The sequence below is a fragment of the Marinomonas arctica genome (genome assembly GCF_003259225.1).
Taxonomy (GTDB): domain Bacteria; phylum Pseudomonadota; class Gammaproteobacteria; order Pseudomonadales; family Marinomonadaceae; genus Marinomonas; species Marinomonas arctica.
On record NZ_QHJF01000021.1, the window covers coordinates 59,445 to 70,769 of the forward strand.

12 protein-coding genes are annotated in these 11,325 nt (G+C 44.4%); 2 read left to right on the plus strand and 10 right to left on the minus strand.

Features of this window, described 5'->3' with window-relative positions; genetic code table 11:
- Positions 1 to 104 precede the first annotated feature (104 nt).
- A complete protein-coding gene (locus DK187_RS13105; protein WP_111607858.1) occupies positions 105 to 707 on the plus strand; it encodes a Maf family protein in 603 nt (200 codons plus the stop codon).
- 22 nt (positions 708 to 729) lie between these two features.
- Here DK187_RS13105 and DK187_RS13110 read toward each other — a convergent pair whose 3' ends face one another.
- The 9 genes from DK187_RS13110 to dinG all read right to left on the minus strand — a co-directional run bounded on the left by DK187_RS13110 (position 730) and on the right by dinG (position 10,288).
- On the minus strand, positions 730 to 1,653 hold the full coding sequence (locus tag DK187_RS13110; RefSeq protein ID WP_111607802.1) for a patatin-like phospholipase family protein: 924 nt from the start codon (positions 1,651 to 1,653) through the stop codon (positions 730 to 732).
- Positions 1,654 to 1,662: 9 nt separating this feature from the next.
- Positions 1,663 to 2,460, minus strand: a complete 798-nt coding sequence (locus tag DK187_RS13115; protein WP_188322883.1) for a DUF4892 domain-containing protein — start codon at positions 2,458 to 2,460, stop codon at positions 1,663 to 1,665.
- Positions 2,461 to 2,527: 67 nt separating this feature from the next.
- Positions 2,528 to 3,391 carry an alpha/beta fold hydrolase gene (locus tag DK187_RS13120; RefSeq protein WP_188322884.1) on the minus strand — a complete coding sequence of 288 codons (864 nt, stop codon included), beginning with the start codon at positions 3,389 to 3,391 and terminating at the stop codon, positions 2,528 to 2,530.
- A gap of 40 nt (positions 3,392 to 3,431) precedes the next feature.
- Complete coding sequence (gene sixA / locus DK187_RS13125) at positions 3,432 to 3,911, minus strand: phosphohistidine phosphatase SixA (protein WP_111607804.1); 480 nt, start codon at positions 3,909 to 3,911, stop codon at positions 3,432 to 3,434.
- Complete coding sequence (locus DK187_RS13130; protein ID WP_111607805.1) at positions 3,898 to 4,182, minus strand: DUF4389 domain-containing protein; 285 nt, start codon at positions 4,180 to 4,182, stop codon at positions 3,898 to 3,900. The genes sixA and DK187_RS13130 overlap by 14 nt, the downstream gene beginning before the upstream one ends.
- Complete coding sequence (locus DK187_RS13135) at positions 4,175 to 5,203, minus strand: NAD(P)H-dependent glycerol-3-phosphate dehydrogenase (protein ID WP_188322885.1); 1,029 nt, start codon at positions 5,201 to 5,203, stop codon at positions 4,175 to 4,177. Before DK187_RS13135 ends, DK187_RS13130 begins: the two co-directional genes overlap by 8 nt.
- Positions 5,204 to 5,255: 52 nt before the next feature.
- Positions 5,256 to 6,677 (minus strand): protein adenylyltransferase SelO, encoded by a 1,422-nt coding sequence (locus tag DK187_RS13140; protein ID WP_111607807.1) that lies wholly within the window; start codon positions 6,675 to 6,677, stop codon positions 5,256 to 5,258.
- A 28-nt stretch (positions 6,678 to 6,705) separates the two neighbouring features.
- The gene (locus tag DK187_RS13145; RefSeq protein WP_111607808.1) at positions 6,706 to 8,064 is read right to left on the minus strand and encodes a DEAD/DEAH box helicase; all 1,359 of its coding nucleotides are present in this window, start codon (positions 8,062 to 8,064) and stop codon (positions 6,706 to 6,708) included.
- Positions 8,065 to 8,164: 100 nt separating this feature from the next.
- Positions 8,165 to 10,288, minus strand: coding sequence for an ATP-dependent DNA helicase DinG (gene dinG, locus DK187_RS13150; protein WP_111607809.1), 2,124 nt, complete (start codon positions 10,286 to 10,288; stop codon positions 8,165 to 8,167).
- Between the two features lie 69 nt (positions 10,289 to 10,357).
- On the opposite strand from dinG, the gene lexA reads away from it, so the two are divergent.
- Positions 10,358 to 10,981: a transcriptional repressor LexA gene (lexA, locus tag DK187_RS13155; protein ID WP_111607810.1), complete on the plus strand. Its 624-nt coding sequence runs from the start codon at positions 10,358 to 10,360 to the stop codon at positions 10,979 to 10,981.
- Positions 10,982 to 11,056: 75 nt separating this feature from the next.
- On the opposite strand, the gene DK187_RS13160 is transcribed toward lexA, so the two are convergent.
- Positions 11,057 to 11,323 (minus strand): hypothetical protein, encoded by a 267-nt coding sequence (locus DK187_RS13160; protein WP_111607811.1) that lies wholly within the window; start codon positions 11,321 to 11,323, stop codon positions 11,057 to 11,059.
- Positions 11,324 to 11,325: the final 2 nt, after the last annotated feature.

Below are 11,325 nucleotides of genomic sequence, written 5' to 3' on the forward strand. Positions count from 1 at the left end.
CAAAGTCTAACTGCTCTTAAAGCGCTTTTTTTCTCTTTTTTACACCATTGGAAGCAAAAAAAAGTAAAATACACTCTCATTTTATTAAAACGATGAAAAAAACAATGCCAAACAAACTCATATTAGGTTCCTCCTCACCCTACCGAAAAGACCTTCTCAAACGCTTAGGCGTCCCCTTTGAATGTCACTCACCCAACATTGACGAGACCCCATTACACCCAGAATCTGCTGTTGATTTAGTCAAGCGCCTAAGCATTGCCAAAGCGTTTGCTGTGGACCGTGAACGACGGGTGACGGATCACACACCCAATGGGATCATTATCACCTCTGATCAAGTGGCCGTTTTAAATAATAAAATTTTAGGCAAACCTCACACCGTAGACAATGCGATAAATCAACTAAGCCGTTTTAGCGGCAAAAAAGTCAGTTTCCTAACAGGGTTGTGCGTATTTAATCAACAAGACCAGTCGTATCAATATACACTAAGCGAATATCACGTTTATTTTAGAGCACTTACTCTCAATGAAATTCGCCAATATGTTTTACTTGAGCAACCACTTGATTGCGCTGGTAGCTTTAAATGTGAAGGCCTAGGTGTCTGCTTATTCGATAAAATGGAAGGAGATGACCCTAACAGCCTTATTGGGTTGCCATTGATCACACTCTCGCGTCTGTTGCGTGAGCTCGACATCAACCCAATAGGCTAGAGACTAAATGGCGTAAAAACCGTTAATACCCTTTTGGAAATGAAAAATAACTCGACGTTGGCGATTCCAAACCGTCAATCGCCTTGAGAGCCACTTCATAACCAAAATCAATCAATTCCTTTGCCCGCCAAAATTCATAGAAGCCTGAAATGTCTTTTGGCATAGAAATAAGCAAATCAGGCGGGTAGCCAGCCAATTTGTATTGAGTAAGGGACTCCTGCATGGTTTCAAACATCATATTAATTGTTTGAAGACGCCCCCAGCTTTCAGGTGAGTACTTGGGCTTTTCCTCCAAATCGTCGCCTTTTTCTTTCGCAAAAAAACCTTTCGCGTTCAACCACCAAGCAGGCGCATTAGACGTTGCCTCAGACACGTCCTCTAACATACCTTCTGCTGGCCCATTCAGATCCACCGCAATAATATAATCCGCTCCAGCAGGCACAGAAGGGATGATAGGCAGCGGATTCAATACACCACCATCAACATACATTCGACCATTTAACGGCACAGGCGATACTATCGAAGGAATAGCGGATGAGGCCCGCATCGCACTGATTAGATCACCTCGCTGAAACCAAAACTCTTTTTGATTCAACAAATCGACCGCAACAGACGTGTAATCTATCGGCAAAGACTCAATCACAGGCGTCCCTATCATACTTTGAATCTTTTCAAAAAAACGGTCTCCCTTTATGTAACCGCCATTCAAAAACGACATATCCAACAAACGCAACACACTCACCCGATCTAACGATTCCGCCCACTCACGATACTCAGGCAGCTTACCTGCCGCAAAAACACCGCCGACGATAGCGCCAATCGAGCAACCCGAAATACTAATAATTTCATAGCCGCGCTCTTCAATGGCCTGAATAACACCAATATGCGCATGACCACGCGCTGCTCCACTACCCAATATCAGAGCAACTGTTTTTTTTGCACTCACCAATACCCCCTATGGACGTACATAAACAAAGGACACACGATTAATACCAAGTGATTCACGGCCTAAATCCGCCAAATTAACAAAACGAACCCTATCCTTGAACCTATCCCCTAAACCCGCTTGCATAATAGAAATAAGTTGATCACCAGACTCAAGCGCACTCAACCCAGCGGTTTTTTGACTCGTCACAAAGCCAACCAAACTCTGATCGGCCGATAATGCACTAACAAAGCGACGTATTCGGGGAATGTCCTGAACGTCCATTTGAGCCACTATCTCAAACTCCGTTCCGTTTGCTCGCGCCGACTTCACTTCATCTAAGCGAACCATGACATCGCCAGCACCACGGCGGTTAATATATAAAACTTGGTAAATGTCTTGTGGATTTTTGACCACTAACAGAAATTGACTTTGATCTGGGCCGTATAAAAGGTAGTCACCGAAAAAGTTATTCGCCCATGCATTACTGCTACCACAGCTACGGCTATCACACTCAAACAAGACCGTTCGCCCATCGACCACCATTTGCGAACGATAGTGTCCATAGACATCGGACAACACCGCATTACGATGAATCTTATATAACGATGAGAAAAGATCACCTTCCACGCGCTCAACACTCTCTGGCTCCCAACCGCTTCCGGCGCGGCTAATTTTGCCAAGCGGTATTTCAGCAAACTGCCCTGTTTGTGAGTTACTTTTCACCAATTGAGCATCTCGGTATGGCTCTATTCCTAAAATACCAGCCGCAGAGAAGCCACTAAAAAAAGCCAATAACGAAAATGACATCACACGTAACGTAAGCATATAACCTTCCTTTCACCCAATTCGGGATGGATAACTTTGCTCGACACTAAACAACAAAGACACCCTATTAATTTTGATCGATAAATCGCTGAATTTCCGTCGCAACGGCAAAACATGTTTCAGGTTCGAGGTGAAAATGATGATTACCTTCAAGCCATTTGAGTTTTATCCATGGAAACTGAGCCGCGCGCTTTTCAACTAGGTTGCGATCATTTTGATAAATACCCGACTTAGCAACCAACGCCAAAGTAGGACATTTAATCTCTTGAATAAAAGCTTCAACACCCTCTTCATCCATACGAAACGGAGATGGAAACGTCAGTTTACCATCGTGTCGCCACACCCAGGCATCGTCCGCATTTTGTTTAGCACCACGATCTACCAAAATTTTCGAAGCCGATTTAGACAGCTGGGTAAAACCCTCCATTCGCGCAAGCACCATGTCCTCTTTCGTTGGGTAACTGGTTTCTCGACCTAAACGAAATTTGGCCATTTTATTGACTGCTCTCTGCAACGTCACTACACGATCGGCAGGCGTTCCCGTCAAAGGCCCCATATTATCTAAAACAATTAGACCTCGCACTTTGTCTGGCGCAATGGCCGCGACCAACATCGCCACCGCCCCCCCCATACTGTGCCCAATTAACCACACGCTCTGTTTAGACTGGTTCAATATAGACACCACATCCAAAACATAATCCCACAGGTGATAAAAACTGCCTGCTGGTCGATGCAAAGACAGACCATGCCCTGCGAGATCTAACGCGATATGAGAAAAATCAGACAAATGAGGAGACAAATTAGAAAAGCTCGCCGCGTTATCAAGCCAGCCATGTAAGGACAACACTTTAAAGGCGGATGAATTTTTAGGCAGCCACTGCAACCCAGCTATTTCCGTATGCGTAAGCTTATAAACAATGTCATTTCCCATATTTGTTTTTTTACCGATCCACAAAATTTAATTCAATCATTCATGATGGCGAAACACACCAACGAAATTGGCAACAGGCCCCAGCAAAAAACTCCCCTTCAACCGAGGCCAACGCCCCAGTAGTCATAGCGAAATTGATCGGCAAAGGTTGATCTACCAAATAATCCACAAACTGATGAGAAAACGGTTGGTGCGTGACCAATAAAATAGACTCATAAGGCTGATCATTTAACCACAGTGCCACATCAATTTTTTGGCCATTGGGAGTAATAAGAGGGCAATCTTTTATTTCAACCGAGCCATCTAGACTGGCCAAAAAAACCTTTGCCGTTTGTTGCGCCCGAACATAAGGGCTCACAAAAGCCACATCAAACGTCTCACCTCGTTCACGGAACGCTTGTGCCGCCATTTTTACCTCGGCCACCCCAAGCTCAGTCAGCTCACGACTTTCATCATGAGCGTAACCATAAGGCTGGGCATTGCCGTGGCGTAAAACATAGAGACGCTTAAGCTTCCTCATCCACACCTACCGAGGGCCAAGGTTGAAATGGGAAAGGCTTTTCTTCTGACTGGAAAGACAAAAAAGAAAATATTTGACCAATAAAAGCAGTCACACTGTTTAACCAAGAAGACAGCATGATAGGCTCATGTTTTGAACCTAATTTGACCAAGCTCACTAGCAACAGCAAAATACCAAACACAGTCACCGCAATATTTAGCACAACCCAATACAGCAACATGAAAATTACCCGAAACCAAAAACCTTGATCAGCATAACCTGGCTTAGACATTGTCATTCTCCTCGTTTGTCGCAAATTCGACATCCCACTTTTGCTCCCCCGTCATCATCGAACCAATCAACGACTCCAACTGAGCATTTTCAAATAATAACTTAGACAAACCCTCAGCAAGCGGCATATAGAGCCCATGCTTATGAGCTTCATCAACCACCATCTTCAAGGTATTTACCCCTTCAGCGACCTCACCAATCCCCCCAATGGCTTCGTCCAAATTATGGCCGGAACCAATAGCAAAGCCGACTCGATAATTTCGACTCAACGGCGAAGTACAAGTGGCAATCAAATCCCCCATTCCTGCCAGCCCGAGAAACGTCATCGGATTGGCACCAAAATGCACGGCAAATCGACTCATCTCCGCCAGACTGCGTGTCATAATCATCGACATGGTGTTCTCACCTACATTGAGCGCTTTAGCAAGACCACACACAATCGCATAAATATTTTTTAAAGCGCCCGCTAATTCAACCCCCTTACTGTCTTTGTTTTCATACACACGAAACGTCGGGGACTTGAGCAATTCAATCACTCTGCGACGAACTTGATCGTCCGCACTGGCAATAACCGTTCCAGTCATTTGACCCGCGGCTATCTCTTTCGCCAAATTCGGACCACTCAAAACACCAATTTTTTGCGTTATAGGGTTTCGACGCAAAACATCACTCATAAGTTCAAAACGATTTGGATTAAATCCCTTTGTGGTGCTAATTAATATTTTATCCGCCGTCAGCAAAGGTTCAATGCGCTGCACAACTTGTTCAAAAGATTTGGACGGAATTGATACAAACACAGTATCACTGTCACGAATAGCTTGCTCTAAATTACTGGTGGCCAACAACTCACGGTGCAAAGGCGCATTAGGCAAATAACGACTATTCAAGCCGGTTAAATTAATCTCTTCCACCTGCTCTTCATTACGCATCCACTGGCTCACCTGATGGCCATTTTTCGCCATAATATTCGCCAAAGCCGTACCAAAACTACCACCACCTAATACACACACAGAATGCTTCATATCGACTATTTCTCTTTAAAAATATCGTCCAATTATAGAAAAATGAACAAAACTAAGACGAACAACTTACTTCTAATGATCTCCCCCATTCTGGCGATCTTTGCGCAAGACTGTCGGATTCTGGATGTTCATCAAAAGGATGAGTCAGCACATGCAACAAACGTCGAAAGGGCAAGTAATCACCTCGTTCAGCGGAAAGGATTGCCTCATGTGCCAAATAATTCCTGAGTATAAACTTCGGATTAACCGTCAACATAGAGGCGTTCACCTGAGACCAGGCATGCACGCTTTTGACGCGCACAGCCTCATAGCGCTCAAGCCAAACTGACATTTTTTCGCGATCAACCACCTCATCCAATATAGGCGTGTAAACGCCTTGCTCAAGACGACTCAACAGACGAAAAAACACGTTATAATCCATTTTTTCTGACGCCAATATTGACAACAATGACGGCAATAAAGCATAAACATCCTGCGCTGAATCTAACCCCATCTTACTCATCATCAAAACATCGTAATGAGACTGCAACTCTGGCTCATAACATTGCAAAATGGCAATAAGCTGATCGCGCTCAAGGTGTTTTGAAAAGCAACGCATCAAACAGTTAAGATTCCATAAACCCACACCCGGCTGCCGAGAAAAGGCATAACGCCCCTCGTGGTCAGAATGATTGCAAACCCAATCGGGTTCATAATCCTCCATAAAACCATAAGGACCGTAGTCAATCGTCTCTCCGGTGAACGAGAAATTATCGGTGTTCATCACGCCATGTTGAAAACCAACAGATTGCCACTTCGCCATTATTCTAGCGGTACGCTTAACCACTTCAATCAACATACTTTCTAGGGGAGACTCGGCTGCCAAACACTCGGGGTAATAGTGTGTAAGACAATATTCAATAAGCTGATCCAGCTCCGCCTGCTTACCTTGATAAAAAAAGTACTCAAAATGACCGAAGCGGATATGACCTTGCGCAACCCTTAATAACATCGCCCCCGCCTCTGGCGTTTCTCGATAAACAGCTTCTCTGCTGTCATAAAGCGCTAAAGCGCGAGACGAAGGGATAGAGAGCGCCGTCATGGCCTCACTGGCTAAGTACTCACGAATACAAGAACGCAACACAGCACGACCATCGCCTCGACGAGAATAAGGTGTCGGCCCTGCCCCTTTCATGTGCAAGTCATACAAAAGGCCATCTTGACCACGAACTTCACCTAACAAAACGCCTCGACCATCTCCCAGTTGAGGCGAAAAGCCACCAAACTGATGACCGGCGTACACCATGCTTAAACTGTGCGGCAATGCGTCTTCGCCACTCAAAATGCGTTTGGTTTCAGTGGATTTAATATCAATAGACAGAAAAGAAGCGAGCGATTGATTAAACTCTACCAATCGCTGCTCAAGAAGTGGCTGGACAAGGGTTTTCGAAGAAAACGCCTCCCCCAGACTGGCAAAATGGTGCTTTAAATTCATTTTATCTCACTTAAAAATTAAGCGATCTTTATAGCGAGGTATCAACCATGTACTCACAGCGAATGCTCTCGCCCACAACCCTTTCAATTTCAGGGATCATGAACGCATCGTCCTCGCTCGCAAAACTGACAGATTTGCCAGTTTCACCACCGCGGCCAGTTCGGCCGATGCGATGCACATAATCTTCAGGGTCTTCCGGTAATGAATAGTTAACAACGAGTTCGACGTTATCAACATGAATACCACGACCTGCAACATCCGTTGCCACCAGCACCTGAATGATACCCTCTTTGAAGTTGTTTAATGTCTTAACTCGCTTATCTTGAGCCACTTCGCCAGATAAGATCGCACAGTTGATGTTTGCTTTACGTAGACGCTCGTATAAATCACGCGTTTCATCACGACGATTAGCAAAAATAATCGTACGCTGACCGCCATTTTCATTAATCAGCTGTTTTAAAACGGGCCATTTTTGATCCGCTTCAACCGTATAAATCACCTGATCAATGTTCTGATTAGTGGCTTCTTTTGGCACCACAGAGACTTCTTTTGGAAAATATGTCCATTGCTGCGCAAGCGCTTGAATGTCTTTCGGGAAAGTCGCACTGAATAGCATGGTTTGCCTTAGTTCTTTATGAGGCGTCATGCGGATAATGCTTTTTACATCAGGAATAAAGCCCATCGACAACATACGGTCGGCTTCATCCAACACCAAACATTCCACTTTACCCAATTGCACCTTACGGCTGCGCGCGAAGTCCAACAAACGCCCAGGTGTCGCCACCAAAATATCAACATTTTCCGTTTCCAAGGCGATCTTTTGCTTTTCGTAACTCAATCCGCCGACCAAAGTCACCACATTCAAATGGCAGTTTGATGTCAGCTTTACCGCTTCATCCGCAATTTGAATGGCCAGCTCACGAGTAGGCGCAATAATCAAACCGCGGGCAAAGTTATTAGGGCGCTTCTCTTCAAGGGGATAATCCAGAAAATCACTGATCATCGCGATTAAAAATGCAGCCGTTTTACCCGTTCCAGTTTGGGCTTGTCCGATAATGTCATAACCCAGTAAGGTCATAGGCAGAGTTTCAGCTTGAATTTCACTGCAATACTCAAAGCCCATTTCTGCAATCGACTTAATCACACGATCAGGTAGATTCAAATCATGAAAGCGCAATTTCCCATCTACCTTAGCAACCGGAAAATCCTCTATAGACCAAATAGCATTTTTTCCACTACCCGTCGTCACGGCTTCATGACCGACTTGGGTGTTGGATTGAACTCCATTTTGAGCCTCATCATTATTTCTTGGTCGCTTATTTGGGCGACGGGTGCGTTTTGGTTTTGTGCTAATTTCTGATGGTGCTTCTTGAATTTGGTTTTCCATATTGGAATCTTTACGCTTCTATGTTTTGAGGTTAATGATCTTTGCAAAGAGTGTACCTAATTGGTAAAGCTTTATCACCCCTTGCTTACGCTTTGTCTGTCTATTGATACTTATAAGGTGGCAAGCTGTTAATTAATTGCGATCCATAACGCTTGGTACGCAATCGCTTATCTAAAATATGTATTTCGCCAGCGTCTTGTTCACTTCTCAGCAGCCTGCCCGTGGCCTGAACTAAACGCAATGAAGCGTCAGGAATGGTGATCTCCATAAATGGGTTGCCGCCACGCTTTTGTATCCATTCAGCCAGAGTGGCTTCAACGGGATCGTCCGGCACAGCAAAAGGAATCTTCGCAATATATACGCAGGTTAAGTACTTTCCTGGCAAGTCTACACCCTCTGCAAAGCTTGCCAATCCAAGCAACAAGCTGCCTTTCCCCTCATCAATACGCGCTTTATGAGAATCCAAAATGACGCGTTTGGATTGCTCTCCTTGCATCAACAAGATTTCTTGCAGCTTAGAAGACAAAGACTGCGCCACTTCCTCCATCTGCCGACGAGACGAAAACAACGCCAAACTGCCTTTTTCGACATCAACATGCTCGTTTAAGTAGGTAATGATTTCAGCGGTATGCTGTTCCACTTTATTCGGCTCATTCACCATATTGGGCACAATCAGCAAACCATTCTTTTGAAAGTCAAACGGGCTTAGTACCCGTAAATATTCACTTTCATAGGGCACTCCAGAACGCATATTAAAACGATGGAACTGGTTAAGAGCGGTCAGCGTTGCAGAGGTCACCACCGCACCAAAACACTTATCCCATAATTGTTGTCTTAATGTATTCGCGGCAAGAATAGGCGAACCGCCCAATTCAATATCTTGCTCCATCCCCTGGCCGGATAACACCAACCAACGAGCATTTGGGGGAAAGTTCTGATCATCAATTGCAGAGTATAATCGCCACAAACCAATACATTGCTCTAAGCGACCAAGAATAACGCCCAAAATAGGCTGCCACGTTTCGGCCGTTTCAGGCGTCACGCCCATTCCTTCATTTTGTTTTGTCTTTTTGCATTCGTCCTGAATACTTTCAATATTGTTAAATAACTTTTGATAAGAAGTTTGCAGGCTATAAGCCAATTGCCGCAATTCGTCTGGAATTTGACCAAACTCGAAGCGATGCTGATTATTATCTTGATCCAACCCCAAACCTTGAATATAAGGCGCTAAACCTTGCTGCGCATATTGAATAAAGTTCACAATACTCTGTATTTGCTGCGGTATCTTCAATAAAAGCTGGCCGGTGACACTCACATCATCCGTTAGCTCTTGTTTTAAATTCACCAAGTTTTTCTCTAACTGACGCAACCAAGTGATGCTTTGCTGCAAGCGCACTTCATGGCGGAAATGCCCAATCGCTTTATCTGGCAGGTGATGCCCTTCATCAAATACGTAGATCGTATCTTTTGGTGGCGTCAAAATAGCACCGCCCCCCAATGACAAATCAGCGAGCACAAGGTCATGATTGGCTACAATAACATCCGCCACTTCGATCTCGGCACGCGCCTTAAAAAATGGGCAGGCGGAGTAATTCGCACAATTACGATTTGTACATTGTTGATGGTCGGTTGTTAAGCGTCGCCAATCTTGATCACGAACGATGCCTGCCCAGTTGTCTTTATCACCGTCCCACTCACCTTTTTGTAAAGCAGCGTCCATTTCTTGATAAAGCACGGTATTGATATCATCGGAATGAAGATGTTGCTCAAAAAGACCCGCGAACATATCGTCCATTGCTTGTTCTTCCGAATTGAGAAAACCTTCTAGATTGTTCAAACACAGGTAACGTCCACGCCCTTTGGCAAGCGTGTATTTAAAACTAAGCTGGGTATGCTCTAGCAGATCTGGCAATTCTTTGTGTAAGATTTGCTCTTGCAGCGCCACAGTGGCAGTGGAAATAATTAATTTCAACCCTCGCGCTTTGGCAATTGGAATAGCAGCAAGACAATACGACAAGGTTTTCCCCGTCCCTGTTCCCGCTTCAATCACAGCAACATGCTTTTCTCCTAACCGCTCACCTTCAGAGCCGCGATTAATGTTACCCAAAGTTCGCGCGATCGCAGCAATCATTTGACGCTGCCCAGACCTTGGTTTATGGGACTTTGCATCCAAAGAAGCTCGGTATGCAAGTTGAATTTGTGTTTTTAGTTCATCTGAAAGCATTTATATCATTGAGTATCGTTAAGAATGCTGTATATAATAACAGTTACTGTATAAACAACCAGACAACTTATGATTAAACTAACCAAAAGACAATCTGACGTACTAGAAACCATTCGCGAATTTATTGGCGAAACAGGGTTTCCGCCAACAAGAGCAGAAATAGCGCGCCGATTAGGGTTTAAATCTCCCAATGCGGCTGAAGAGCATCTTAAAGCCTTATGCAAAAAAGGCGCAATTGAGATGCTGTCTGGCGCCTCAAGAGGGATACGCTTAGTTGAGCGGGCTTCTAATGACGATCTAAAAGAAGACCTTGGCCTGCCTGTCATTGGCAAAGTCGCTGCAGGTTACCCTATTTTAGCCCAAGAGAACATCGCCTCACACGTGAACATACCTGCCAGTATGTTTTCACCACAAGCCGACTATTTCTTATCTGTGTCAGGAACCAGCATGAAAAATATCGGCATCATGGAGGGTGATCTGCTCGCCGTACACAAAACAACCACGGTCCGTAACGGACAAATAGTGGTTGCTCGCATTGGCGACGAAGTCACCGTTAAACGCTTTGAACAAAATGGCAAAATTGTTCGCCTGATTCCTGAAAACGAAGAGTTTACAGACATCATCGTTGACCTTGAAAGCGAAGACTTTGCGATAGAAGGTTTATCCGTTGGCGTGATTCGCCAAGGTATTTAAACACTCTTCAACACACAAATAAAAAAGCGAAGCTTAAGCATCGCTTTTTTATTTGTGCTTATATCCGCTCATAAACTAATGCAGAATTTTAGGTCGAAATTCTTCATCATCAAGATAATCTGAATCGTCATCAAAAAAGGTGTCTTCAGAATAAACAAAATCAATGCCCGCGTGAAACATGCATTTTGCCAACTCAAAATAACGATTCTTTAGATAAGATCGAGTATCATCTGGGATCTGCAAGATTGCCAAAGGAACGGTTTCCTCACCATCCTCGCTGGCTGGACGAAGCACGATATCACCATTCTCCAGCTCAACAATTTCTAGGTAGGACTCTTTCATAT

What these genes read in the sequence shown, in the direction of transcription:
- DK187_RS13105 (WP_111607858.1), top strand. Translation starts at nt 105, where the DNA reads ATGCCAAACAAACTCATATTAGGTTCCTCCTCACCCTACCGAAAAGAC.
- DK187_RS13115 (WP_188322883.1), bottom strand. Translation starts at nt 2,460, where the DNA reads ATGCTTACGTTACGTGTGATGTCATTTTCGTTATTGGCTTTTTTTAGT.
- DK187_RS13120 (WP_188322884.1), bottom strand. Translation starts at nt 3,391, where the DNA reads ATGGGAAATGACATTGTTTATAAGCTTACGCATACGGAAATAGCTGGG.
- sixA (WP_111607804.1), bottom strand. Translation starts at nt 3,911, where the DNA reads ATGAGGAAGCTTAAGCGTCTCTATGTTTTACGCCACGGCAATGCCCAG.
- DK187_RS13130 (WP_111607805.1), bottom strand. Translation starts at nt 4,182, where the DNA reads ATGTCTAAGCCAGGTTATGCTGATCAAGGTTTTTGGTTTCGGGTAATT.
- DK187_RS13135 (WP_188322885.1), bottom strand. Translation starts at nt 5,203, where the DNA reads ATGAAGCATTCTGTGTGTGTATTAGGTGGTGGTAGTTTTGGTACGGCT.
- DK187_RS13140 (WP_111607807.1), bottom strand. Translation starts at nt 6,677, where the DNA reads ATGAATTTAAAGCACCATTTTGCCAGTCTGGGGGAGGCGTTTTCTTCG.
- DK187_RS13145 (WP_111607808.1), bottom strand. Translation starts at nt 8,064, where the DNA reads ATGGAAAACCAAATTCAAGAAGCACCATCAGAAATTAGCACAAAACCA.
- dinG (WP_111607809.1), bottom strand. Translation starts at nt 10,288, where the DNA reads ATGCTTTCAGATGAACTAAAAACACAAATTCAACTTGCATACCGAGCT.
- lexA (WP_111607810.1), top strand. Translation starts at nt 10,358, where the DNA reads ATGATTAAACTAACCAAAAGACAATCTGACGTACTAGAAACCATTCGC.
- DK187_RS13160 (WP_111607811.1), bottom strand. Translation starts at nt 11,323, where the DNA reads ATGAAAGAGTCCTACCTAGAAATTGTTGAGCTGGAGAATGGTGATATC.